This window comes from Janibacter corallicola NBRC 107790, from assembly GCF_001570965.1.
Taxonomy (GTDB): domain Bacteria; phylum Actinomycetota; class Actinomycetes; order Actinomycetales; family Dermatophilaceae; genus Janibacter; species Janibacter corallicola.
On record NZ_BCSR01000011.1, the window covers coordinates 1 to 23,456 of the forward strand.

A 23,456-nucleotide genomic window follows, 5' to 3' on the forward strand; every position below is an offset into this window, starting at 1 on the left:
TCAGCCCGACCGAGTGAGAGGCCCGGAAACCCAAGGGTTTCCGGGCCTTCGTCGTGTCCGGAGTGGACCTGCGGCGCATCTCGGGTCGGCATGTCGTGCGGCAGTTCATCCCCCTTCGCGCGCAACGGCCGCGGCATACCGGGCCCTCCCACCCCGTCCCGGCCGGACTGCCGTGCGAGCTGCACCGCCTCACCGCCGAAGGACTAGCCTCGGGACGGTGAGCACCTCGACTGCCGCCCCGACCATCGCGACCGTCGGCGAGCTGCGCGCCGCCGGTCACGTTGCCAAGCCGCTGCGCACCGAGCTGCGCGACAACCTCCTGGAGCGGCTGCGGGCGGGGGTGGACCCGTGGCCCGGGATCCACGGTTACGAGGACACGGTGGTCCCGCAGCTCGAGCGGGCCCTGCTCGCCGGTCACGACATCGTCCTGCTCGGCGAGCGCGGCCAGGGCAAGACGCGCCTGCTGCGGGCCATCGCCGGACTCCTGGACGAGTGGACCCCCGTCATCGAGGGCTCCGAGCTCGCCGAGCACCCCTTCGAGCCCATCATCCACGCCTCCCGCCGGCGGGCCGCCGAGCTCGGGGAGGACCTGCCGGTCACCTGGCTGCACCGCGACGAGCGCTACGTCGAGAAGCTCGCGACGCCCGACACCTCGGTCGCCGACCTCATCGGTGACGTCGACCCGATGAAGGTCGCCGAGGGCCGCTCTCTGGGCGACCCCGAGACGATCCACTTCGGCCTCGTGCCACGCAGCCACCGCGGCATCGTGACGATCAACGAGCTGCCCGACCTCGCCGAGCGCATCCAGGTCGCGCTGCTCAACGTCATGGAGGAGCGCGACATCCAGATCCGCGGCTACGTGCTGCGTCTGCCCCTCGACGTGCTCGTGCTCGCCAGCGCCAACCCCGAGGACTACACCAACCGCGGCCGGATCATCACGCCGTTGAGCGACCGCTTCGGCGCCGAGATCCGCACCCACTACCCGCGCGAGCTCGAGGCCGAGATCGCCGTGACCCGGCAGGAGGCACACCTCGCCGCGGAGGTCCCCGACCACCTGCTGGAGATCCTCGCCCGCTTCACCCGCAATCTGCGCGAGTCCTCCTCGGTCGACCAGCGCAGCGGCGTGAGCGCACGCTTCACCATCGCCGGCGCCGAGACGATCGCCGCCTCGGCGCTGCACCGCGCCGCCCGCCAGGGCGAAGGGGAGGCCGTCGCCCGGGTCGTCGACCTCGAGACCGCGGTCGAGGTCCTCGCCGGCAAGATCGAGTTCGAGAGCGGCGAGGAGGGCCGCGAGCACGAGATCCTCACGCACCTGCTGCGCACCGCGGTCGCCGAGACCGTGCGCCACCTCGTGCGCGGCATCGACTTCGGCCCGCTCGTCACCGCCATCGAGGAGGGCGCCGAGGTCGCCACCGGTGAGCAGGTGAGCGCCTCCGACTTCCTGGCGGGGCTCCCTTCGCTCGCGGAGGCCACCGTCTACGAGGACCTCTTCGAACGGCTCTCCGCCGGGTCCGAGGGTGAACGCGCCGCGGCCGCCGAGCTCGCGCTCGAGGGCCTCTACCTCGCCCGCAAGGTCGGCAAGGACACCGCGGGAGGCGAAACCGTGTATGGCCACTAGCCGCAGCCGCTTCCGGCGCTATGACGGGGGCGACCCGCTGGCGCCGCCCGTCGACATCGCCGAGGCGCTGGACTCGATCGGCGAGCGGGTCATGGGGGGGGTCCTCGCCGGAGCGCGCCCTGCAGGAGCTGCTCCGGCGCGGCAGCAACGGTCGCCCCGGGCTGGACGTCCTCTCCCGGCAGATCCACGAGAAGCGTCGGGAGCTGCTGGCGCGACACGACCTCGACGGCACGCTGCGAGAGGTCCGCGAGCTGCTCGACCGGGCCGTCCTCGAGGAACGCGGCCAGCTGGCGCGCGACGTGCACCTCGACGACACCGAGCGTGCCTTCGCCGAGATGCGTCTCGAGGGGCTCCCGGACTCCACGGCCGCGGCGGTCCACGACCTCGCGGACTACCCGTGGCAGTCCACGCGGGCGCGGGAGGACTACGAGCGGATCAAGGACCTGCTCGGCCGCGAGGTCCTCGACCAGCGCTTCGCCGGGATGAAGCAGGCCCTCGAGGACGCCACCGACGCGGACCGGGCGGCCGTGGCCGACATGCTCGCCGACCTCAACGATCTGCTGGAGAAGCACCAGCGGGGGGAGGACACCCCGCAGGACTTCGAGGACTTCATGGCCGAGCACGGGGACTTCTTCCCCGAGGGGCCCAAGGACGTCGAGGAGCTCATCGACACCCTGGCGAGGCGGGCGTCCGCCGCGCAGCGGATGCTGAACTCGATGACCCCCGAGCAGCGCGAAGAGCTCATGCAGCTATCCGCGCAGGCCTTCGGCTCACCAGAGCTGATGGAGTCGTTGGGGCGCCTCGACGGCAACCTGCAGACGCTGCGGCCGGGTGAGGACTGGAGCGGGTCCGAGCAGTTCGGCGGCGAGCAGGGGATCGGCCTCGGCGACGGTACCGGCGTCCTGCAGGACCTGGCAGCGTTGGACGCCCTCGGCGAGCAGGTCTCCCAGACCTACGGGGGCGCACGGCTCGAGGACATCGACCTCGACGAGCTCGCCCGTCAGCTCGGCGACGAGGCGGCCGTCGACGTGCGAGCCCTGCGAGACCTCGAGCAGGCACTCCGCAGCAGCGGATCGGTCCGGAGCGACTCCCGCGGGCAGCTGCGGCTCACCCCCAAGGCGATGCGGCAGCTCGGCCGCTCGCTCCTGCGCGACATCGCCCGGCGCATGTCCGGTCGCCAGGGGCAGCGCGACCTGCGCCAGGCCGGCGCCGCCGGCGAACGCTCCGGCGCGACCCGACCGTGGGCCTTCGGCGACACCGAGCCCTGGGACATCCCCCGCACCATCCTCAATGGCGTCCGTCGGCGGGCGGGCGAAGGGGGAAGCCGCCTCATCACGACCGACGACATCGAGGTCAACGAGACCGAGGCGCGTACCCAGGCGGCGGTCGCCCTGCTCGTCGACACCTCCTTCTCGATGGCGATGGACGGACGGTGGGTCCCCATGAAGCGCACCGCACTGGCGCTGCACACCCTGATCCGCAGCCGCTTCCGCGGGGACGACCTGCAGCTGATCGGCTTCGGCCGGAACGCCAGGGCGATGGAGATCGAGGAGCTCACCGAGCTCGACGCCTTCTGGGACAAGGGCACCAACCTCCACCATGCGCTGCTGCTCGCGCAGCGTCACTTCCGCAGGCACCCGAACGCGCAGCCGGTCCTGCTCATCGTCACCGACGGTGAGCCGACCGCCCACCTGGAGCCCCACGGCGAGACCTTCTTCGACTACCCGCCACACCCGCTGACCATCGCGCTCACCGTCCGCGAGCTCGACGCCCTCGCGCGGCTCGGCGCCCGGACGACCTTCTTCCGGCTGGGGGAGGACCCCGGCCTGGCCCGCTTCATCGACAGCCTCGCCCGCAGGGCGGACGGGACCGTCGTCGCCCCCGAGCTGGACGACCTCGGCGCCGCGGTGCTCGGGTCCTACCTCGGCTCCAGACAGCCGGGGCGGCCGCCCGGTGGGTATGACGATTGGTTCGGCGGCCGCGGGTTCTGGTTCGACGGCTGAGGAGCACCCGCCCGGAAGGTCACAGTCGGATGTCATCGACGCGCACGCCGGCCCCGGGCATCCCCGTCCGGCTATGCTCCCTCCGATCCGACAACGACGTCTTCCGGAGGCCGATCCGTGCGCTCCCGCCTCGTGGTGGCCTTCACGGCACTGCTGCTGACCCTGTTGGTGACCCCGGCTGCCCTGGCGAGCACGATGACGGCACCGAGCACGGTGACCGAGGCCGAGGGAGAGGCCATCCAGGGCACGCTGCGCGGTCCGGACCGGGAGCCGGTCGAGGGCGCTGCACTGAGTGTCGCCGCCAAGGGCAAGGAGGTCGGCAGCGCGAAGACCGATGCCGACGGTGCCTGGCGGGTCGACGTCCCCGGGCCGGGCACCTACACGGTCACCCTCGACGTGGCGACCATCCCGAAGGGGATGCAGCCGCGGGACAAGGGAGGAGCGACCCTCTCGGACGTGCAGGTGCGCAGCGGACGTGCCTCGACGGTGATCTTCCCGCTCATCGCGGCGAGCGCGAAGCAGCAGGACCCGGAGGCGGCCAGCGAGACATCCTCGAGCTCCACGGAGGACTCCACCGCCGACACGGGCGGCGCCGACGCGCCGGCCCCACCGGCCCAGGAGGGATCCGGCTTCGCGGGGCGCTTCCTGCAGCTGGTCGTCGAGGGCATCAAGTACGGCACCATCATCGCGATCACCTCGGTGGGCCTCTCGCTCGTCTTCGGCACGACGGGACTGATCAACTTCGCCCACGGTGAGCTCGTGGCGCTCGGTGCGATCGCCGCCTTCTTCTTCTCCTCGGGCCCCGTCGACCTGCCACTCGTCCTCGCCGCCGTGCTCGCCATCATCATCGGCGGCGCCTCCGGCGGGGTGCTCGAACGCGGGCTGTGGCGCCCCCTTCGCAAGCGGGGGACGGGCCTGATCCAGATGTTCATCATCTCCATCGGGGTCTCCCTGCTGCTGCGTCACCTGCTCCTCGTGCTCTACGGGGGAGGCCGCCAGCAGTACGACCAGTACGGGCTGCAGGGGGAGATGGCCCTCGGGCCGGTCTCGATCACCCCGCGCGACCTGACGGTGACCGTCATCGCGATCGTCGTCATCCTCTGCGTGGCGCTGATGCTCCAACGCACCCGGATCGGCAAGGCGATGCGTGCCCTCAGCGACAACCGCGACCTGGCGGAGTCATCGGGGATCAACGTGGACCGGGTGATCCTGCTCGTGTGGATCCTCGGCGGGGGACTGGCCGCGCTCGGCGGCGTCTTCTACGGGCTGACCACGGCGGTGTACTGGGACATGGGCTTCAACCTGCTGCTGCTGATGTTCGCCGGCGTGATCCTCGGCGGGCTCGGCAGCGCCTTCGGGGCCGTCGTCGGCAGCCTCGTCGTCGGCCTGGTCGCCCAGCTGTCCACGCTGTGGTTCCCCACCGAGCTGCAGAACGCGTGGGCGCTGCTCGCCCTGATCATCGTCCTGCTCGTCCGCCCCCAGGGGATCCTCGGCCGCGCGCAGCGCGTGGGTTGACCGGGGGAGGCAAGGAGAGAGATGGACTGGCCCAGCATCTTCGGCAACGCCGTCCAGGGCATGATCGGCCCCGAGGCGGCCTACTTCGCCCTGGCCGCGGTCGGGCTGAACATCCACTTCGGGTACACCGGTCTGCTGAACTTCGGGCAGGTGGGCTTCATGCTCGTCGGTGCCTACGGGGCGGCGGTCTCGGTGGTGACCTTCGGGTGGTCCCTCTGGGTGGGACTGCTCGTGGGCCTCGCCTGCGCAGTGCTCCTGGCGCTCGTCCTCGGACTGCCCACGCTGCGGCTGCGGGGGGACTACCTGGCGATCGCCACCATCGCGGCGGCGGAGGTGCTGCGCTACGTCTACCGGTCCAGCACGCTGGAGCCGATCACCGGCGGCGTGTACGGGCTGCGGCAGTTCGCCGGGGAGTTCTTCGAGCTCAACCCGTACCCGCCGGGCAGCTACGGGTGGGGTCAGGTCACCTTCGACCACCGCTCGCTGTGGGTGATGACGGTCGGCTGGAGCCTCGTCGCCCTCAGTTGCCTCATGGTGCTGCTGCTCATGTCCAGCCCCTGGGGCCGGGTGCTCCGCTCGGTGCGCGAGGACGAGCTGGCAGCCCGCAGCCTGGGCAAGAGCGCGTACGGCTTCAAGCTCCAGAGCCTCGTCCTCGGTGGTGTGCTCGGTGCCCTCGCCGGCGTGCTCATGGCGATCAGCGTCCAGTCGGTCCAGCCGGACAGCTACGACCCGAAGGTGACCTTCTACCTCTACACGATCGTCATCCTCGGTGGCGCCAGCCGCGTCCTGGGGCCGGTGCTCGGGTCGGTCATCTTCTGGTTCCTGCTGACCTTCCTCGACAGCTTCCTGCGCGGGGCCACCGCGTCCGGGCTGATCTCTCCCGAGGTCCTGGACAGCGGCGACGTCGGTGCTGCCCGGTTCATCGTCGTCGGGCTCGCCCTCGTGCTGCTGATGGTGTACCGACCGGCCGGGATCCTCGGCAACCAGAAGGAGCTGCGCCTTGACGTCAAGTGAGCAGGCACCGGCGGCGAAGGGGGTCGGCCGCCTCGTCGACGTGCGCCCGGAGCCGGGCGTGGCCAAGCCGGACGCGATCTTCGTCGCGGACGACGTCGTGCGCAGCTTCGGCGGCCTGCGCGCCGTGGACGTGGACCACCTGGAGATCCAGCGGGGCACGATCACCTCGCTCATCGGGCCCAACGGCGCGGGCAAGTCCACCTTCTTCAACGTCGTCTCCGGCTTCGACCGCCCCGAATCGGGCCGGTGGAGCTTCCGGGGCAGCGACATCACGACGCTCCCGGCCCACCGGGTTGCCCGCACCGGGATGGTGCGCACCTTCCAGCTGACCAAGGCGTTGACCCGGCTCACGGCCCACGAGAACCTCATGCTCGGGGCGACGGGACAGCGCGGGGAGCGCTTCCTCCCGGCTCTCGTCAAGCCGATGTGGAAGCGGCAGGAGGCGGAGATCTCGGCCCGCGCCGATGAGCTGCTGGAGCGCTTCAACCTGGCGCACATGCGCGACGAGTTCGCGGGGACGATGTCCGGTGGCCAGCGCAAGCTCCTGGAGATGGCCCGGGCGCTCATGGTCGAGCCCACGATGATCATGCTGGACGAACCGATGGCCGGGGTGAATCCGGCCCTGACCCAGTCGTTGCTGGGCCACATCCAGGCGCTGCGCGACGAGGGGATGACGATCGTGCTCGTCGAGCACGACATGGACGTCGTCATGGGCATCAGCGACTGGATCGCCACGTTCGCCCAGGGACGACTCATCGCCGAGGGACGCCCCGAGGACATCCGACGGGACGAGGCGGTCATCGAGGCCTACCTCGGTGCCCACCGCAGCCTGCCCCCGCAGGAGGAGGAGACCGAGGATGACTGACACCGACACCACCCCCGTACTGGCCGCCGTCGACCTCGTGGCGGGCTACATCCCGGAGGTGGACATCCTGCGCGGCTGCACCGGGCACGTGGGGAAGGGCGAGCTCGTGGGCGTCATCGGCCCGAACGGCGCGGGCAAGTCCACGCTCATCAAGGCGATGTTCGGCCTCGTCCCGGTCCGCTCGGGCCGGGTGATGCTGGGGGAGAAGGACATCACCGCGCTCCCGGCGCACGCGCTGGTCTCCGAGGGGCTGGGTTACGTCCCCCAGAACGACAACGTCTTCCCCTCACTGACCGTCGAGGAGAATCTCGAGATGGGGATCTACCTGCGGCCCAAGGAGTTCCGCACCCGCTATGCCGCCGTCAGCGACCTCTTCCCGCTCGTCTCCGACCGTCGCTCGCAGAAGTGCGGTTCGCTCTCCGGCGGCGAGCGACAGGTCGTGGCCATGGGCCGGGCCCTGATGACCGACCCGACGGTCCTCTTCCTCGACGAGCCCTCGGCGGGCCTGTCCCCGATGATGCAGGACACCGTCTTCGAGTCCGTCCGCACCATCAACCAGTCCGGGGTCTCGATCCTCATGGTCGAGCAGAACGCGTCCAAGTGCCTCGAGATCGCCCACCGTGGGTACGTGCTGGACCAGGGCCGGAACGCCTACGAGGGCACCGGCGAGGAGCTCCTGAACGACCCCAAGGTCATCGAGCTCTACCTGGGCACGCTCGCCAAGATCTGAGCAGGCCCCGGGGTGGGTCGGCTCCGCGGGAGAGGAGGTGGGGGTCCGCCCGACTCAGGACGTAGGCCGCCCGCGGCCGTAGTCCAAGGGCGGCGCCCCCACCTCCTCCTCTCGCGGGGTCCACTCCGGGGCACTCGCGCAGCTACTCCTGGGCCTTGACCTGCTCGGTGGAGATCGTGTTGAGGTCACCCTTCTTGTTGAAGCCGTAGACCTCGATCGAGGCCGCCCCGGGCTCGCCGTCGTCGACGAAGTCCAGCGGGCCGCTCTTGCCCTGGTAGTTGATGTCCTTGCCGTCCTTGATCAGGCCCTTGCACTCCTTGAAGGTGGCGCACTCGGTGCCCTCGCGGGTGACGCCGACGACCTCCTTCTTGAAGTCCGTCGGGTCGGTGCTGTCGGCCTGCTCGGCCGCGAGCGCGATGATGTTCACGCAGTCGAAGACCTGCGGCGCGAACTGGGTCTCCTTCAGCTTGGGGGCGAAGCCCTTGAGCTCCTTGACGAAGTCCTTGTTCGCCGACGAGGCGGGCGCCGTGCCCTTCATGCCGTCCAGGACGCTCGGGTCCTTGGGGGAGACCAGCTCCGGCAGCTCCTCGCTGCGCAGGCCGTCCGCCCCGTAGATCCCGACCTCGTCCGTGGTCAGACCGGACTCGACGAGTCCCGAGAGGACCTGCTTGCCCTCCTCGAAGGCGATGAGCACGACGGCGTCGGGGTCGCTGGAGACGGTCTTCTGCACCACCGCGTCGAAGTTGGTGGACTTGGGGTCGTACATCTCCTGCGTCGCCACCGTCGCGCCGGAGCTCTCCAGCGCGTCCGCCGTGGCCTTCGCCAGGCCCTTGCCGTAGTCATCGGCCCGGGCGACGATCGCGACATTGCTGTAGCCGTCGGCGATGATCGTGTCGGCCAGGACCGGCCCCTGCATGGCGTCCGAGGGAGCCGTGCGGAAGTAGTAGCCGTCGTCCTCGTAGCCGGTGAAGGTGGGCGCCGTGTTCGAGCCCGAGCACTGGACGACCTGGGCCCCGGTGACCTTGTCGATGATGGCCAGGGACATGCCCGAGGCGGCCGCCCCGATGATGGCATCCACGTCCTCGCCCAGCACCCGCTCGGCGGACTGGGAGGCCACCGCCGCGGTGTCGGCCTCGTCGCCGCTCACCACCGGGGGCAGCTTCTTGCCGAGCACGCCGCCGGCGTCGTTGATCTCGCTCATGGCGTACTTGGTGGCCTGCACCTGAGGGGGCCCGAGGAAGGCCAGCTGCCCGGTCTCGGGCAGGACGTACCCGAGCTGGAGCGGCTCGCTGGAGCCGCCACCATCGCCGCCGTCGCCGCTCCCCCCACCACATGCCGAGAGGGCCAGCATCCCGGCCACCGTGAGGCCGAGGGCCTTCGTGCGCATGCCGATTCGCATACGGTCTCCTTTGACGTGACGCCCGGTCACCGGGACCCGGCAGGATGCCGGGAGGGCGCGGACGGTGCGAATGATCCGGTGAACCTAGCACCTGAGGGACCCCGGCGGATCCCGGCGACAGGAGCCGTGACCGGCTTGAGACCTTGGCGGGGACGAGACCGGCATGGTGGTTGGGGCAGGAGACGTCGGACGTGTCAGTATGAAGGGCCCACGCACGTGACCAGACAAGGAAGGGTGGATGGCCTACTTCAACCCGCCTCCGGACTGGACGGTGCCTGAGGGATGGACCCCACCCAAGGGCTGGCGACCGGACCGGGACCTGCCCGAGGCGCCCCTCGGCTGGGACTTCTGGGTCGACGAGAAGGGCAACGCGACCACCGGGCCTCCCGGCTACTACAAGGGCCTGAACCTCAAGGGCCTCTGGTTCGGCGTGGTCGTCGGCGCCATCGCGCTGGCGCTCATCGGCATCCTCGTCGGCTACGGCGTCGCCAAGCCGCAAGGTGGTCTCCTGCCGCCGCAGGCGGACACGACGACGGAGACGAGCACCGACACCACGACGACGACGGCCCCGCCCGAGACGAGCACCGACACCAGCACGGCCACGGCCACGGCCACCGAGACGGAGACGCAGACCGTCGCCGGTGAGGCCACCACGGTGACGGTGCCGGGCGAGGCGCAGACCGTCACCGACCAGGTCACCCGGACGGTGACGAAGACCGGCGGGGGTGGTCAGAGCACGGTGACCACGACGGCACCGGCGGAGACCATCACCCAGACCGTGACCAAGAGCGCGCCACCGAAGACGAACACCGTCACCGTCACCCGCGGCGGTGGTCAGGGCAACGGCAACTGATCGTCGCCGGGACCTCAGGGGACGACGTACTCGCTGTCCCTCGCGTCGGTGACGGCCATCATCCCCGGCGCGTGGCCGATGGCGAAGGGGGGGCCGTGAGGCCATCACCGCCGCCTGGGGCGTCACCCCGCAGGCCCAGAAGACGGGTACCTCTCCCGGCCGGACCGTGACCGGGTCGCCGAAGTCCGGTGCCGCCAGGTCCTCGATGCCCAGCTCTGTCGGGTCGCCGACGTGGACCGGCGCCCCGTGCACGGCTGGGTAGCGGGAGGTCACCCGCACCGCAGTGGCGACCTGCTCGGCGGGGACCGGTCGCATGGAGACCACGAGCGGTCCCGAGAGCGCACCGGCCGGGCGGCAGTCCCGGCTCGTCCGGTACATCGGCACGTTGCTGCCGGCCTCGATGTGCCGGACGGGCACACCGGCCTCGAGCAGCGGGTCCTCGAAGGTGAAGCTGCAGCCGATGAGGAAGGCGACGAGGTCCTCGCGCCACACGTCGCGCACGTCGTCGACCTCCGCCGTGAGCCGCCCGTGCTCGTAGATCCGGTACCCCGGCAGGTCCGTGCGCAGGTCCCCGGCGAAGATCCCGGTGGCGACCTCGCCCGGCTCGCCGACGTCCAGCACGGGGCAGGACTTGGGGTTGCGCTGGGCGAAGAGGAGCACGTCGTAGGCGTGCTCGCGGGGCACCGCGATGAGGTTGGCCTGGGTCCAGCCTGCGCACCATCCCGATGTCGGGGCGCCCAGCCCGGCACGGAAGTGCTCGCGTGCCTCGCTCGGTGACAGCAGGTCCGGTTGCTCCGGCAGCGCGCTCATGACGATCAGCTCCCTTCCCGGGACGTGAAGTGGATCCGCTGCCCGGGCCGTGCCTGGGCAGCGAGCGGGACGTCGCGTGAGAGGACGACGGCGATGACGGGGTAGCCCCCGGTGACCGGATGGTCGGCGAGGAAGAGCGTGGGCCGACCGGACGGCGGTACCTGGAGCGCTCCGAGGGTCATGCCCTCGCTGGGCAGCTCCCCGTCCCGGCTCCGCCGGAGGACGGGCCCCGAGAGCCGCATGCCGACGCGGTCGCTCTCCGAGGTGACCTCCCACGGCTCCGCGAGGAGTGCCCGCAGCGAGTCCCCGTCGAACCAGTCCTCCCGCGGACCGAGCCGCACGCGCAGCCGTACGGGACCAGTCGTCGGGGGAGCCACGGGAGCACGGTCCACGAGTGGGTCGCCCGCCGGGGGCCGGCCCACGGGCAGCTGCCGTCCGGGGGAGAGGGGCTCGGGTCCCAGTCCGGCGAGGGTGTCGGTGGAGCGCGAGCCGAGCACCCGGTCGACACCGATACCGCCGCGTACCGCCAGGTAGCTGCGCAGGCCACTCCCGGGCGGCTCCAGCCGCACCCGGGCACCGTTGGGAACCCAGCACACGGAGGCGTGGCCGACCGGGGTGCCCTCGATCGTCATGGCCGCCGGAGCGCCGGTGACGGCCATGAACATGCCACCGTGGGCCCGGACCTCCAGCCCGCCGAGCGTGGCCTCGAGCGCGGCCGCGCCCTCGTCGTTGCCGAGGAGGCGGTTGGCCAGGCGCAACGACGCGGTGTCGGCGGCCCCGGAGAGCCCGACGCCGAGTGCCGCCAGGCCGGGTCTGCCCAGGTCCTGCACCGTGGCGAGCGGCCCGGCGGCGAGCACCTCGAGGCGGCGGGTGGGCCGTGTCACGAGTCCTCCACGAAGCGCACCCTGGTGCCCGGCACCAGCAGGGCGGGGGGATCCCGCTCCAGGTCCCAGACCCGGGCCGAGGTGCGTCCGATGAGCTGCCAGCCTCCCGGGGACTCGCGAGGGTAGACCCCGGTGAACTCGCCCGCCAGGCCGATCGACCCGGCCGGCACCCTGGTCCGGGGGGACTCCCTTCGTGGCACGTGCAGGCACTCGTCCTCGCTCACGAGGTAGCCGAAGCCGGGGGCGAAGCCGCAGAAGGCGACCGTCCACTCCCCGGCGGTGTGCGCCTCGACGACGCCGCGCTCACCGAGCCCGGTGATCCGGCCGACCTCGGCCAGGTCCTCGCCGTCGTAGATCACGGGCAGCTCCACCTCCCGGCCGGAGGCGCGACGCGCCCGACCGTGGGAGGTCTGCTGCACCGCGCGGGTCAGCGCGCTCGGATCGGTGACGCGCGGGTCGATCCGCAGCAGCAGCGTGCGTGCGGCCGGCAGCATGTCGAGGACTCCTTCGGGCGGGTCGTCGACGAGCGCCGCGTAGAGCGCGAGGACCGCGTCGAGGTCGCTCAGCTCGACGAGCAGCCCACTGTCGCCGCACGGCAGCGTCCTCATCGCGACCCCGGTCCCCGCTCGGGGGCGAAGGGGGTGATGCGCACCCCGGCCTGCTCGAGGGCGGCCCGGACGTGCTGGGCGATCTCCACCGCACCGGGGCTGTCGCCGTGCACGCAGAGCGACTCGGCGGGCGCCGGGACGGTGCTGCCGTCGACGGCCTCGACGACGCCCTCCCGGGCCATGCGCACGCACCGCTGCGCGATGACCTCGGGGTCGTGCAGCACGGCTTCGGGCTCGTGCCGGGAGACCAGTGTCCCCTCGGGGGTGTATGCGCGGTCCGCGAAGGCCTCCTGCACCGTGGCCAGACCCGCCTCCCCGGCCTGCCGCAGCCAGGCCGAGCCCGGCAGGCCGAGGACCGGCAGCGTGGGGTCGTAGGCGAGGACGGCGGACACGACCGCCGCGGCCTGCTCCTCGTGGTGCACGATCGTGTTGTAGAGGGCCCCGTGGGGCTTGACGTAGCGGACGCTCGTGCCGCTGGCCCGGGCCAGGCCCTCCAACGCCCCGATCTGGTAGATGATGTCCGCGGTCAGCTCCTCGGGCACCATGTCGATGTACCGGCGCCCGAACCCGGCGAGGTCGTTGTAGCCGACCTGGGCACCGACCGAGACGCCGCGGGCGGCGGCCCCCTCGCAGGAGCGGCGCAGCACCGAGGCGTCCCCGGCGTGGAAGCCGCAGGCGACGTTGGCACTCGTGACCACGCCGAGCATCGCGTCGTCGTCACCGAGGGTCCAGCGGCCGTAGCTCTCGCCGAGGTCCGCGTTGAGGTCGATGGTCATGGCCGGTCCCTCCTTGGTCTGCTGGGTCACTGCTGCCACAGGTCCGTGATGCCGGCGAGGGACTCCCACCCCAGGTACAGCGAGAGCACCCAGATGGCCAGTCCTACCACTCCCAGCCAGATCGGGTAGCGGTAACCGCCGAGCAGGTCCCGCCGGCGCAACGCCACCCACAGGATGATGCCGAGACCGACCGGCAGGATGAGGCCGTTGAGCGCCCCGGCGAGGATGAGCAGCGTCACCGGCGTCTGGTCGACGCTGACGAAGATGAGCGTCGAGACGAGGATGAAGCCGACGACGAGCCAGTTGCGGTAGCGGGTCAGCCACGGGGTGAAGGTGGCCAGGAAGGAGACCGAGGTGTAGGAGGCCCCGATGACGCTCGTGATGCTCGCCGCCCACAGGATGACCCCGAAGACGACGACACCGGCATGGCCGAGCGCGTGCTCGAAGGCCGATGCGGTGGGGTGGTCCTTGGCCAGCTCGAAGCCACCCGCGACGACGCCGAGGATCGCCAGGAAGAGCGCGACGCGCATGATGCCCGCGACGACGACCGCCGTCACCGAGCCGCGGCTGATCGACTCGACCTCGTCCGGGCCGGTGATCCCGGAGTCGACGAGCCGGTGGGCGCCCGCGTAGGTGATGTAGCCGCCGACGCTGCCGCCGATCAGGGTGACGATGATGAGGAAGTCGACCTGCTCGGGCACGACGGTCTGCTTGAGTGCGTCACCGACCGGCGGGTTCGAGGTGAACGCGACCCAGGAGACCATGGCGATCATCGCGACACCGAGGACGACGACGATGCGATCCATGGCTACGCCGGCCCGCTTGCTGAGGAAGATGGCCACGGCGATGAGGGCGGAGACTGCACCGCCGATCTTGGCGTCGACCCCCAGCATCGCGTTGGCCCCGAGGGCGGTGCCCCCGATGTTCCCGATGTTGAAGACGAGCCCGCCGAAGACGACGAGTGCCGTCAGGACGTACCCCAGCCCGGGGAGGACCGTGTTGGCCAGGTCCTGGGCACGCAGCCCCGTGATGCCGATGACGCGCCAGACGTTCAGCTGCACGCCGATGTCGACGACGACGGAGATGAGGATCGCGAAGGCCATCGCCGCGCCGAGCTGGTTGGTGAACACCGTCGTCTGGGTGATGAAGCCGGGGCCGATGGCGCTGGTGGCCATGAGGAAGATCGCGCCGAGGAGGGCTCCCTTCCCCGTGCCGGCGATCCTCGACGGGGCCGCGGCCGATGTGGACGTGGTGTCCGGGGCCGGTTCCTGGAGCAGTCCGGACCTGCAGGGCCTGCGCGACGCGACCGCGGAGGGGGAGCGGGCGGTGACCCAGCGGGCCTGGCCGGCCCTGGGGTCGGCGAACATGCACTTCCACCGCGAGCTCGGGGCCCTCGCGGGGAGCCGACGGCTGGACGAGACCATGGAGCAGGTGCTGGCCGAGATGCGGCTGGTCTTCAGCGTCATGGCCGACCCGCACGCGTTCCACGCGCCCTACCTCGCGGAGAACCAGAAGCTGTTGCGGCTCCTGGAGGACGAGCGCTACGAGGAGGCCCGGGCGGCGCTCGCGCACTACCTCGACATCGCCGAGGCCCAGCTGCTACGGGCCATGGACTCCCTCGCCGGCTGAGACCCTGGGGTCGGTCCGACTAACCCGCGACCGCCTGGCGGGCCCTGGCGCGCCGGGCGCAGACGAGGCCGCCGACGATCGCGGCGACGAAGGAGCCGAGGAGCACCCCGATCTTCACGTGCTCGTCCGCGACGCTCTGGGGGCCGAAGGCGAGCTCTCCGACGAGCAGCGAGACGGTGAAACCGACACCGGCCACGAAGCCCAGGCCGAGCATGTCCCCCCAGCCGAGGGTCTCGTCGAGCTGGAAGGCGGGCAGCCGGTCCAGGAGGAAGGCGGTTCCGACGATGCCGATCGGCTTGCCCACGACGAGTCCGGCGACGATGCCCAGGGTGATCGGGTCGGTCAGCGCCTTCCCGAGCCCCGCGACGCCGCCCACGACGACGCCGGCGGAGAAGAAGGCGAAGACCGGGACGGCCACGAGGGTGGAGAAGATGCCCCACTGGTCGGCCAGGTGGGCGACGATCCCCTCGTAGGCCGGCTCGCCGTCGTCGAGGACGACCCGCACGTGCGCACTCGCGGTGGCGGCGACGGGCGGCATGAAGCCGAGGAGCACGCCGGCGATGGTGGCGTGGATGCCCGAGGAGTGCACGAGCCACCAGGTGATCATGCCGAGGGGGAAGAGGAGCCACCAGGACGTGATGCCGCGGCGGGTGAGCAGCGCGAAGAGCGCCAGCGGCACGATCGCCAGCAGCAGGTAGACCAGGTGCAGCTGTTCGGTGTAGAAGATCGCGATGATCGTGATCGCGATGAGGTCGTCGACGATCGCCAGGGTGAGCAGGAAGATCCGCAGCGCCGTCGGCAGCCCGCGCCCGACGATCGCCAGGACTGCCACCGCGAAGGCGATGTCGGTCGCCGTCGGGATCGCCCAGCCGCGCAGCCCATCGGACTGGCCGGACAGCACGACGATGAGTCCGTAGATGATGGCCGGCATCGCCACGCCCCCGAAGGCGGCGGCGATCGGCACGGCCGCCTTCTTGGGGTTGCGCAGCTTCCCGGCGACGAACTCCTCCTTCAGCTCGAGACCGACGACGAAGAAGAAGATCGCGAGCAGACCGTCGGAGGCCCACTGGCCGACCGTCAGGTCCAGGTGCAGTGCGGGGATGGCCACCTGCGCGTCCCGCACCGAGGTGTAGAGCCCGGACGCCGGCGTGTTGGCCACGACCAGGGCGACCACCGCGGCGCCGACGAGGAGGAGGCCGCCGAAGGCATCACTTCGGGCGGACTCACGCACTCCCCGCCAGATCTGGTGGGGAGCCGGGCGAACACGTTTGGGGTCAGACACACTCGACACTGTATGGCCTGGTCCACAGCCGCCGTACGAAGGGGGCGTGCCCGGCCACGTCGACGGCCGGGCACGCCCCCCCCCTTCGCGGAGGTGCCGGGTGGGTCAGCGCCCGCAGGCGTCCAGTGCCCTGGCCTCGAGCTCGATGACGTCGGTGCCGTAGTCCTCCGGCTCCGACTCGGGGATGTCGGTGCCGTGCAGCGAGGCGCCGGCCGTCTCCTTCATGAAGAGCAGCGCCGCCATGCCGAAGAGGCAGCCGAACATCAGGTACACCGCGGGGAACTGCAGGAAGCCGGTGGCCGAGACGACCTTCTCGTTCAGCGGCGCCGCCGTCCCACCGAAGATCGCCGTGAAGACGTTGTAGGTCACGGCGAAGCCGGCGAAGCGCACCTGGGTGGGGAACATCGCCGGGAAGGTCGCCGAGATCGTCGACAGCTGCGGGATGTAGAGCAGGCCCAGCACGGCGAAGCCGATGAGCGCGCCGGTGAAGCTGGTCCCGATGAGGTAGTACATCGGCACCGACATCACGAACAGGCCGATCATCGAGGTCCACCACATCTTGCGGCGCCCGATGACGTCGGAGAGGTGGCCGCAGAAGGGCAGCAGCGCCATCATCGCGACCTCGCCGATGACGATGACGAGCAGTGCGGGCGTCTCGTCCATCTCGATCTTCGTCTCGAGATAGGTCGGCATGTACACCAGCAGCGTGTAGTTGATGATGTTCAGCGGGATGACGAGACCGGCCATGGTCAGGATCGGGCGCCAGTAGGTCTGGATCAGCTCCTTCAGGTCCCCCCAGGCGGAGGCCTCGGACTCTCCCTCGTCCTCGATCTCCTGGTACACGGGGGTCTCGTCCATGCGCGACCGCAGGTAGAGACCGATCGCGCCGAGCGGACCGGCGACGAAGAACGGGACGCGCCAGCCCCAGTCGGTCATGGCCTCGCTGCCGATGCCGAGCTCGAGGAGCAGGACGACGACGGTGCCGAGGGCGTAACCCGCCAGGGTGCCGAACTCGAGGAAGCTGCCGTAGAGACCTCGGCGCTTGTCCGGCGCGTACTCGGCCATGAAGGTCGCCGCGCCGCCGTACTCACCACCGGTGGAGAAGCCCTGGATGAGGCGCAGCAGGATCAGCAGGGCGGGCGCCCACAGGCCGATCTGCTCGTGCGTGGGGAGCAGCCCGATGCAGAAGGTCGACCCGGACATGATGAGGATCGTCAGGGCCAGGACGCCCTTGCGGCCCAGCTTGTCGCCGAGAGGGCCCCAGAAGAAGCCACCGAAGGGCCGCGCGACGAAGGAGACCGCCAGCGTGGCCAGCGTCAGCAGGGTCGCGTACTCGCCGGGGAAGAAGTGGGTCCCGATGTATCCGGCGACGACCGCGTAGGCGCCGTAGTCGTACCACTCGGTGGCATTTCCCAGGGATGAGGCGGCGACCGCCTGCTTGATGGTCTTGCGGTCCGGTAGATCCGCGAAGGGGATCTCACCTGTCGGGTACGGCTGGGCTTCGTCGAACTCGTCCTTCGGTGCGGACGTACTCATGTCCCCTCCTGGGATGTCGGTGACAGCGTCGGGTCCCGCGTGAGCCCAGCCACGGTACGTCCGGGGATCGGGCCACGCACCCGGAAACGCCGGATGAATTCCGGGCGCAGGATCCTCCGTCCCGGACGGCGCCGGGCAGCACGAAGGGGGTGGGCGACGGCCCACCCCCTTCGTCAGGTCAACGATCGCTCGCGGCGGCTCAGTCGTCCTCGGTGAGCAGCGGGTAGACGCCGTTCTCGTCGTGGACCTCGCGACCGGTCACCGGCGGATTGAAGACGCACGCGCAGTGGATCTCCTCCTCGACGGTCACGGTGTGCTTGTCGGCGTCGTCGAGCATGTACATGACGCCCGGCTTCAGCTCGTACGTCTCACCGGTGTCGCGGTCGGTCAGGGTGCCCTTGCCCTGGTACACGTACACGGCCTCGACGTGGTTGGCGTACCAGAAGTCCGAGGACGTGCCCTCCTTCAGGACCGTGATGTGAAAGCTGAAGCCGACCCTGTCCCGGGCCAGGACCATCCGGCGGCTCTGCCAGTTGCCGTGGATGACGTCGTCCTCGGTGCCGTCCAGGTCGTTGACGTTGACAACCTTCATGCGGTGTCCTCCTCAGATGTCGATGGTGGTGGTCACGCGGAGACGGTAGCGCCCTCGCGCGCGGGCGCGCCGAGGACCTCCCGGGCCGCGTCCTCGAGGGCGTCGAGGCCCTCGGCGAGCTGCTCCTCGGTGATGGTCAGCGGCGGCATGACCTTGATGACCTCGTCGGAGGAACCGGAGGTCTCGATCATCAGCCCCCGCTCGAAGGCGGCGGCGGCGATCTGGTCGGCCGCGTCGAGGTCGCGGAAGGCGACTCCGGAGAGCAGGCCGCGACCACGCACCTGGCTGCCCTCGGCGAGGCCGGCGATGAGCTCGAGGCGGGCGTGCTGCTGCTCGGAACGGGCGGCGACGTTCTTCTCCAGCTCGTCGTCGGCCCAGAAGGTGCGCAGCGCCTTGGTGCCGGTGACGAACGCGGGGTTGTGGCCGCGGAAGGTGCCGTTGTGCTCGCCCGGCTCCCAGTCGTCGATCTCCGGCTTGATGAGCGTCAGCGCCATCGGCAGCCCGTAACCGGAGATGGACTTGCTGATCGTGATGATGTCCGGGTCGAGGCCGTACTCCTCGAAGGAGAAGAACTTGCCGGTCCGGCCGCAGCCGGCCTGGACGTCGTCGATGATGAGCAGGACCTTGTGCTCACGGCACAGCTCCTGCAGCTCCTTGAGCCACTGGCCGCGGGCGGCGTTGAGGCCGCCCTCGCCCTGGACGGTCTCGACGATGACCGCGGCCGGCAGGGCGTGGCCGGAGCTGCTGTCGGCCCAGATGCGCTTCAGCCAGGCGAAGTCGGAGGTCTCGCCGTCGATGTAGTCGTCGTAGGGCGCAGCCGTCGCGTGGTACAGCGGGGTGCCGGCGCCGCCGCGCTTGAAGGAGTTGCCGGTCACCGCCAGCGCGCCGAGCGTCATGCCGTGGAAGGCATTGGTGAAGGAGACGATGTCCTCTCGGCCGGTCGCCTTGCGGGCGGTCTTGAGCGCGGTCTCGACGGCATTGGTGCCGGTCGGGCCGGGGAACTGGATCTTGTGGGTCATCCCGCGCGGCGCGAGGATCAGCTCGGTGAAGGTCTCGAGGAAGTCGCGCTTGGCGACGGTGTACATGTCCATCGAGTGGGTGACCCCGTCCCTGGCCAGGTACTCCAGGAGGGCCTCCTTGAGGACCGGGTTGTTGTGCCCGTAGTTCAGGGCACCGGCGCCCGAGAAGAAGTCGATGTAGCGCTCGCCGTCCTCGGTCCACTGGTACGGGCCGCTCGAGGTGTCGAAGACGACCGGCCAGTTCCGGCAGTAGCTGCGTACCTCGGACTCGCGGGTGGTGAAGATCTGTGTGTCGGGGTTGCTCATGAGAGGGGTCCTTCCTCCGTGAAGTCGTGGGGGTGGCGTGTCGGGGTTGCGGGTCAGAAGGGTCCGATGCGGTGCAGCACCTCCGGGTCGTGGCCCTCGTCGGGGAAGTGCCCCGCAAGGAAGAGGTCGATCTCCTCGTGCCCCGCACCGCGGCCCCGGGCGAAACCGGAGAAGAGCGCGCGTGAGGCGGTGTTGTCCGCCGTGATCGTCGTCTCCAGGCTGGTCACGCCGGGGACGGTGTCCGCCAGGTGGTCGAGCATCCGGCCGGCGAGGCCGTGGCCGCGCTGGTCGGCGTCGACGGCGACCTGCCACACCATGAGGGTGTGCGGGGCGTCGGGGCGGAGGTAGCCGCTGACGAAGCCGACGACCGAGCCCCCTTCGTCCTCGACGACCACGCTCGTGGTCGCGAAGTCACGGGCCCACAGCAGGTAGGCGTAGGACGTGTTCAGGTCCAGGGTCTGGGAGTCCCGGGCCACGCGCCACATCGAACCGCCATCCTCGATGGTCGGCTGACGCAGTGTGAAGCGGGACTGCTGGGAGGTCGATTGGGTCTTGTCTGGCTCAGCGGTCACCTGTTTCAACTTAACGTGACCAGCGCACGAATCAAGTCAGCCCCCGTGGGATCGGGCCCGAACGCCTCGCCATGCGGCGGAATTGGCCACATCGTGATCCGTGACACCCGCCGTCCGGGACGACCCCGGTCACGCCCCCGCGACCGATGCGAGCCGGCGCACTCCCTCCTGCAGCACCTCGGGGGAGGCGGCGAAGTTCAGCCGGGCGAAGCCCTCACCGGCGCCGAAGGGGAGGCCGCTGTTCAGGGCGAGGCGGCCGCGCCCCAGCAGCGCGGCGGCGGGGTCCTCGCCGAGACCGGTCCCACGCAGGTCCAGCCAGGCGAGGTACGTGGCCTCGCCCGGGCTCCAGAGCGCGCTGGGCAGATCGGCCAGCAGCTCCTGCAACAGGCTCCGGTTGGCGTCGAGGTCCGCCACGAGGTCCGCGAGCCAGTCCCGGCCGTCGTCCAGGGCCGCGCTCTGCACCCGCATCGCGACGTGGCTGGCGTGGTGGCCGAGGTCCTCCGGCACCCCGGTGAGGGAGCCCGCCGAACCGGGACCGGCCAGCACGGCCGCCGCCTTGAGGCCGGCGAGGTTCCACCCCTTCGCCGCCGACAACACCGCCAGCGCCCGCTCGGCGGCGGGGATCGCGGTGATGGAGGTGAAGCTCGCCCCCGGCAGCACGAGCGGAGCATGCACCTCGTCGCTGATGATCCCGACGCCGTGGGTCCGGGCGGTCTCGGCCAGCGAGGCCAGCTCGGTGGCGGTGGGTACCGTCCCCGTGGGGTTGTGCGGGTTGGACAGCAGCACCGCGCCCCGCCCCGGGTCGCCGGCGAAGTGCCGGCTGAGGGCCGGCACGTCCAGGCGCCCGGTCGGGGTCAGCGGCACAGCCACGAGCTGCCGGCCCGCGGCCCTGACGACGGAGTGGAAGGGCGGGTAGACCGGCACGGTGACGTAGACGGGATCGCCGGGGTCGGTGAGCGCGGCGATCGCGGCCTGCACGCCCGTCATGACGTCGGGGACGAGGCGCATCCGTCCCGGGTCGGCCGGCGCCCCGGCGTCCCGGTACCACCGGGCCACCGACTCCAGGTAGTCCGCGGGAACCGGGTAGCCGAAGTCGCCGTCACGCGTGATCCGCTCCATCTCCTCGGCCACCGAGGGCGCCGGCAGGACATCCATCTCGGCGACCCACATCGGGAGCACGTCCTCCCCGTGGGCGCGCCACTTCACGCTCGTGCGGCGTCGGCAGGTGGTCTCGTCGAGGGTGAGCACGTGTCGTTCCATGCCTGCACTCTCGCACCGACCCCAGCACCTAGGCTGTCGCCATGAGCTGGGACCGGAGCGCGCCCGGGTCGCGCGGGCTCCCGGACCCTGCGGACCTGGACGAGGACGAGGCCGAGTACGGCGACAAGGCGGGCCTACCGCGGGCGGAGCGCCGCAAGGACGCCTCGATGACGCTGCTGACGTCTATGCTCGAGCGGCCCCTGGACCCCGGGTACGCGGCCATGGCCAAGGCACGCGAGGCCCGTGGCGAACCACGCTCCACCGGCCCGCGCCGACCCCTGCTGCTCATCTCCCTGCTCCTCATCGGACTGCTCATCGGGATCAGCACGGCGAGCCTGCGGGCCCGGCAGGACGTGCGCAGCCAGACCCGGGGTGACCTCATCGAGCAGATCCAGAGCCGTCAGGCCGCGGTGGACGAAGGGGGCGAGAAGGCCCGCCGCCTGCAGCGCCAGATCGACGCGGCCGGCTCGAAGATCGCCCCCGGAGAGGTCGAGGCGCGCCAGCAGGACCAGGAGGCGCTGCGCGTCACCACCGGTGTGGTGGAGGTCGAGGGACCGGGAGTGACCATCACCCTCGACGACGCCGACGGCGCCGGGGGGAGCGCCGACGGCGACCCGCGCACCGGGGGATCGGACGAGGGCCGGGTGCAGTCCGGCGACCTGCAGATCATCACCAACGGGCTGTGGGCCGCCGGCGCGGAGGCGATCGCCGTCAACGACCAGCGTCTGACCGCGCACTCGGCGATCCGCTTCGCCGGTGAGGCGATCCTCGTGAACTTCCGGCCGCTGACCCGCCCGTACACCATCGAGGCCATCGGTGACCCCGGGCAACTGCGCTCGGGTTTCGAGGAGGGCCCCGGCGGGGCGTACCTGGACATGCTCGGCTCGGACTACGACATCCCCGCATCCGTCTCGACCGATGACACCATGACTCTCCCCGGGGCCGACGAGGTCTCCTCCGCGCACGCGGAGGTCGTCTCGCCCGGTGAGGACATGCCGCCGGAACGTCCCGTCGAAGAGGAGAGTCGATGATCCCCGCCCTCGGACTGGTGCTGGGCATCGTGCTGGGCCTGGTGCTCCAGCCGGATGTCCCGGTGTGGCTCCAGCCCTACCTGCCCATCGCCGTGATCGCCGCGCTCGACGCGGTCTTCGGCGCGGTGCGGGCGGCCCTGGACGGGATCTTCAACGACAAGGTCTTCGTCGTCAGCTTCCTCTCCAACGTCGTCGTCGCGGCGCTCATCGTCTTCCTCGGCGACCAGCTCGGGGTGGGCTCGCAGCTGTCCACCGGTGTCGTCGTCGTCCTCGGCGTGCGGATCTTCTCCAACGTCGCCTCCATCCGTCGACACCTCTTCAAGGCATGAGCACCAAGGACGAGCCACCGGAGCCGCACCGGGCCTTCACCGAGCAGACGAAGCCGGGTGGCTCCGCCGGCAGGGCGTGGCGTCGGCTGTACCGGATCGCCCGCCCGCGGGCCACGCTCGCCAACGGCTTCGCGCTCTTGCTCGCGGCGCTGCTCGGGGTGGCGATCGTCACCCAGGTGCGCCAGACCCAGACCCAGGGGCTGGACAGTCTCCGGGAGGACGAGCTCGTGCGGATCCTCGACGACGTCACCCAGACCGGCAACCGGCTGGACGACCAGGTGAGGGATCTGGAGCGGACCCGCGACGACCTCGCCGAGGGCGGGGGCGACTCGCCGGAGGCGATCCGAGCCGCTCAGGAGCGGGCCGACACCCTCGGGATCCTCGCCGGCACCGAGCGCGCGACCGGGCCCGGCATCACGCTGAGGATCGAGGACCCTGATGGGCAGATCACCTCGGCCACCGTGCTCGACGCCGTGCAGGAGCTGCGGGACGCGGGGGCGGAGGCCATCCAGATCGGCGACGTGCGCGTCGTGGCCGACACCTGGTTCCGCGACGGCAACGGGGGAGTGGTCGTCGCCGGGCACCAGCTGCATCCTCCCTACACGATCACCGCGATCGGTGACGCGCACACGATGGGCTCCGCGATGGAGATTCCCGGAGGCGTCACCGCCTCGGTGCGCAGCAAGGGCGGCAGCGCCGAGGTGGAGCAGTTCGAGTCGGTGAACGTGGGGGCGTTGCGTTCCAAATCATCGCCTCGTTACGCTCAGCCCGTCCCGGAGTCGAGCGACGACTCCGACTGACCTGTGCTCGACGAGGAGAAGAGAC

The 23,456-nt window shown here is 70.9% G+C and carries 21 protein-coding genes and 2 pseudogenes; 11 read left to right on the forward strand and 12 right to left on the reverse strand.

Translation table 11 applies throughout. The annotated features are described in order from the left end of the window. The first annotated feature begins 217 nt into the window (after positions 1 to 217). The 6 genes and pseudogenes from JCO01S_RS06405 to JCO01S_RS06430 all read left to right on the forward strand — a co-directional run bounded on the left by JCO01S_RS06405 (position 218) and on the right by JCO01S_RS06430 (position 7,745). Positions 218 to 1,618 carry a MoxR family ATPase gene (locus JCO01S_RS06405; protein WP_068252521.1) on the forward strand — a complete coding sequence of 467 codons (1,401 nt, stop codon included), beginning with the start codon at positions 218 to 220 and terminating at the stop codon, positions 1,616 to 1,618. Further along, a pseudogene (locus JCO01S_RS06410) lies at positions 1,608 to 3,621 on the forward strand (VWA domain-containing protein). Before JCO01S_RS06405 ends, JCO01S_RS06410 begins: the two are co-directional and overlap by 11 nt. Positions 3,622 to 3,738: 117 nt before the next feature. Continuing rightward, positions 3,739 to 5,136, forward strand: a complete 1,398-nt coding sequence (locus JCO01S_RS06415; RefSeq protein WP_245634346.1) for a branched-chain amino acid ABC transporter permease — start codon at positions 3,739 to 3,741, stop codon at positions 5,134 to 5,136. A gap of 21 nt (positions 5,137 to 5,157) precedes the next feature. Next, positions 5,158 to 6,150: a branched-chain amino acid ABC transporter permease gene (locus tag JCO01S_RS06420; protein WP_068252524.1), complete on the forward strand. Its 993-nt coding sequence runs from the start codon at positions 5,158 to 5,160 to the stop codon at positions 6,148 to 6,150. After that, positions 6,137 to 7,015, forward strand: coding sequence for an ABC transporter ATP-binding protein (locus tag JCO01S_RS06425; protein ID WP_084342695.1), 879 nt, complete (start codon positions 6,137 to 6,139; stop codon positions 7,013 to 7,015). The genes JCO01S_RS06420 and JCO01S_RS06425 overlap by 14 nt, the downstream gene beginning before the upstream one ends. Then, positions 7,008 to 7,745, forward strand: coding sequence for an ABC transporter ATP-binding protein (locus JCO01S_RS06430; RefSeq protein WP_068252527.1), 738 nt, complete (start codon positions 7,008 to 7,010; stop codon positions 7,743 to 7,745). The genes JCO01S_RS06425 and JCO01S_RS06430 overlap by 8 nt, the downstream gene beginning before the upstream one ends. Positions 7,746 to 7,887: 142 nt before the next feature. On the opposite strand, the gene JCO01S_RS06435 is transcribed toward JCO01S_RS06430, so the two are convergent. Beyond that, entirely contained in the window at positions 7,888 to 9,144 is a 1,257-nt protein-coding gene (locus JCO01S_RS06435; protein WP_218002234.1) for an ABC transporter substrate-binding protein, read from the reverse strand. A 238-nt stretch (positions 9,145 to 9,382) separates the two neighbouring features. Here JCO01S_RS06435 and JCO01S_RS06440 point away from each other — a divergent pair, with 238 nt between their 5' ends. Then, a complete protein-coding gene (locus tag JCO01S_RS06440; RefSeq protein WP_068252530.1) occupies positions 9,383 to 9,997 on the forward strand; it encodes a hypothetical protein in 615 nt (204 codons plus the stop codon). Between the two features lie 14 nt (positions 9,998 to 10,011). On the opposite strand, the pseudogene JCO01S_RS15380 reads toward JCO01S_RS06440, so the two are convergent. The 5 genes and pseudogenes from JCO01S_RS15380 to JCO01S_RS06465 form a co-directional block, all read right to left on the reverse strand. Further along, a pseudogene (locus JCO01S_RS15380) lies at positions 10,012 to 10,807 on the reverse strand (putative hydro-lyase). A 5-nt stretch (positions 10,808 to 10,812) separates the two neighbouring features. After that, a complete protein-coding gene (locus JCO01S_RS06450; protein WP_068252534.1) occupies positions 10,813 to 11,691 on the reverse strand; it encodes a 5-oxoprolinase subunit C family protein in 879 nt (292 codons plus the stop codon). Continuing rightward, positions 11,688 to 12,299 (reverse strand): 5-oxoprolinase subunit PxpB, encoded by a 612-nt coding sequence (gene pxpB, locus JCO01S_RS06455; protein ID WP_068252537.1) that lies wholly within the window; start codon positions 12,297 to 12,299, stop codon positions 11,688 to 11,690. Before pxpB ends, JCO01S_RS06450 begins: the two co-directional genes overlap by 4 nt. Beyond that, positions 12,296 to 13,075, reverse strand: coding sequence for a LamB/YcsF family protein (locus JCO01S_RS06460; protein WP_068252693.1), 780 nt, complete (start codon positions 13,073 to 13,075; stop codon positions 12,296 to 12,298). The genes pxpB and JCO01S_RS06460 overlap by 4 nt, the downstream gene beginning before the upstream one ends. Positions 13,076 to 13,101: 26 nt before the next feature. Then, positions 13,102 to 14,250 carry an NRAMP family divalent metal transporter gene (locus tag JCO01S_RS06465; RefSeq protein WP_169796903.1) on the reverse strand — a complete coding sequence of 383 codons (1,149 nt, stop codon included), beginning with the start codon at positions 14,248 to 14,250 and terminating at the stop codon, positions 13,102 to 13,104. Between JCO01S_RS06465 and JCO01S_RS06470 the strand changes: the two genes are divergently transcribed. Then, positions 14,249 to 14,704 (forward strand): FCD domain-containing protein, encoded by a 456-nt coding sequence (locus tag JCO01S_RS06470; RefSeq protein WP_245634347.1) that lies wholly within the window; start codon positions 14,249 to 14,251, stop codon positions 14,702 to 14,704. The two genes, JCO01S_RS06465 and JCO01S_RS06470, sit on opposite strands and share 2 nt — an antisense overlap. A 19-nt stretch (positions 14,705 to 14,723) precedes the next feature. Here JCO01S_RS06470 and nhaA read toward each other — a convergent pair whose 3' ends face one another. From nhaA to JCO01S_RS06500, 6 genes are all read right to left on the reverse strand, one after another. After that, positions 14,724 to 15,995, reverse strand: coding sequence for a Na+/H+ antiporter NhaA (gene nhaA, locus JCO01S_RS06475; protein WP_084342698.1), 1,272 nt, complete (start codon positions 15,993 to 15,995; stop codon positions 14,724 to 14,726). 96 nt (positions 15,996 to 16,091) lie between these two features. Next, positions 16,092 to 17,522, reverse strand: coding sequence for an MFS transporter (locus JCO01S_RS06480; RefSeq protein WP_068252547.1), 1,431 nt, complete (start codon positions 17,520 to 17,522; stop codon positions 16,092 to 16,094). Positions 17,523 to 17,721: 199 nt separating this feature from the next. Then, a complete protein-coding gene (locus JCO01S_RS06485) occupies positions 17,722 to 18,114 on the reverse strand; it encodes an ectoine synthase (RefSeq protein WP_068252550.1) in 393 nt (130 codons plus the stop codon). 32 nt (positions 18,115 to 18,146) lie between these two features. Beyond that, positions 18,147 to 19,439 carry a diaminobutyrate--2-oxoglutarate transaminase gene (gene ectB, locus JCO01S_RS06490; RefSeq protein ID WP_068252553.1) on the reverse strand — a complete coding sequence of 431 codons (1,293 nt, stop codon included), beginning with the start codon at positions 19,437 to 19,439 and terminating at the stop codon, positions 18,147 to 18,149. 53 nt (positions 19,440 to 19,492) lie between these two features. Continuing rightward, positions 19,493 to 20,011 carry a diaminobutyrate acetyltransferase gene (gene ectA, locus JCO01S_RS06495; protein WP_084342699.1) on the reverse strand — a complete coding sequence of 173 codons (519 nt, stop codon included), beginning with the start codon at positions 20,009 to 20,011 and terminating at the stop codon, positions 19,493 to 19,495. Between the two features lie 129 nt (positions 20,012 to 20,140). Next, entirely contained in the window at positions 20,141 to 21,271 is a 1,131-nt protein-coding gene (locus JCO01S_RS06500; protein ID WP_068252560.1) for a MalY/PatB family protein, read from the reverse strand. A 41-nt stretch (positions 21,272 to 21,312) separates the two neighbouring features. Between JCO01S_RS06500 and JCO01S_RS06505 the strand changes: the two genes are divergently transcribed. From JCO01S_RS06505 to JCO01S_RS06515, 3 genes are read left to right on the forward strand one after another with little or no spacing between them, the layout of a single operon-like run. Continuing rightward, positions 21,313 to 22,302 carry a DUF881 domain-containing protein gene (locus JCO01S_RS06505; protein WP_068252563.1) on the forward strand — a complete coding sequence of 330 codons (990 nt, stop codon included), beginning with the start codon at positions 21,313 to 21,315 and terminating at the stop codon, positions 22,300 to 22,302. Next, positions 22,299 to 22,631 carry a small basic family protein gene (locus JCO01S_RS06510; protein ID WP_068252566.1) on the forward strand — a complete coding sequence of 111 codons (333 nt, stop codon included), beginning with the start codon at positions 22,299 to 22,301 and terminating at the stop codon, positions 22,629 to 22,631. Before JCO01S_RS06505 ends, JCO01S_RS06510 begins: the two co-directional genes overlap by 4 nt. Further along, positions 22,628 to 23,431 carry a DUF881 domain-containing protein gene (locus JCO01S_RS06515; protein WP_068252570.1) on the forward strand — a complete coding sequence of 268 codons (804 nt, stop codon included), beginning with the start codon at positions 22,628 to 22,630 and terminating at the stop codon, positions 23,429 to 23,431. The genes JCO01S_RS06510 and JCO01S_RS06515 overlap by 4 nt, the downstream gene beginning before the upstream one ends. Positions 23,432 to 23,456 lie beyond the last annotated feature (25 nt).

Coding starts and splice junctions, on each gene's coding strand:
- JCO01S_RS06505 (WP_068252563.1), top strand. CDS start 21,313: ATGAGCTGGGACCGGAGCGCGCCCGGGTCGCGCGGGCTCCCGGACCCT.
- JCO01S_RS06485 (WP_068252550.1), bottom strand. CDS start 18,114: ATGAAGGTTGTCAACGTCAACGACCTGGACGGCACCGAGGACGACGTC.
- JCO01S_RS06440 (WP_068252530.1), top strand. CDS start 9,383: ATGGCCTACTTCAACCCGCCTCCGGACTGGACGGTGCCTGAGGGATGG.
- JCO01S_RS06465 (WP_169796903.1), bottom strand. CDS start 14,250: ATGGCCACCAGCGCCATCGGCCCCGGCTTCATCACCCAGACGACGGTG.
- JCO01S_RS06480 (WP_068252547.1), bottom strand. CDS start 17,522: ATGAGTACGTCCGCACCGAAGGACGAGTTCGACGAAGCCCAGCCGTAC.
- pxpB (WP_068252537.1), bottom strand. CDS start 12,299: ATGAGGACGCTGCCGTGCGGCGACAGTGGGCTGCTCGTCGAGCTGAGC.
- JCO01S_RS06510 (WP_068252566.1), top strand. CDS start 22,299: ATGATCCCCGCCCTCGGACTGGTGCTGGGCATCGTGCTGGGCCTGGTG.
- JCO01S_RS06470 (WP_245634347.1), top strand. CDS start 14,249: ATGAGGAAGATCGCGCCGAGGAGGGCTCCCTTCCCCGTGCCGGCGATC.
- JCO01S_RS06420 (WP_068252524.1), top strand. CDS start 5,158: ATGGACTGGCCCAGCATCTTCGGCAACGCCGTCCAGGGCATGATCGGC.
- JCO01S_RS06460 (WP_068252693.1), bottom strand. CDS start 13,075: ATGACCATCGACCTCAACGCGGACCTCGGCGAGAGCTACGGCCGCTGG.
- ectB (WP_068252553.1), bottom strand. CDS start 19,439: ATGAGCAACCCCGACACACAGATCTTCACCACCCGCGAGTCCGAGGTA.
- JCO01S_RS06430 (WP_068252527.1), top strand. CDS start 7,008: ATGACTGACACCGACACCACCCCCGTACTGGCCGCCGTCGACCTCGTG.
- JCO01S_RS06435 (WP_218002234.1), bottom strand. CDS start 9,144: ATGCGAATCGGCATGCGCACGAAGGCCCTCGGCCTCACGGTGGCCGGG.
- JCO01S_RS06500 (WP_068252560.1), bottom strand. CDS start 21,271: ATGGAACGACACGTGCTCACCCTCGACGAGACCACCTGCCGACGCCGC.
- JCO01S_RS06515 (WP_068252570.1), top strand. CDS start 22,628: ATGAGCACCAAGGACGAGCCACCGGAGCCGCACCGGGCCTTCACCGAG.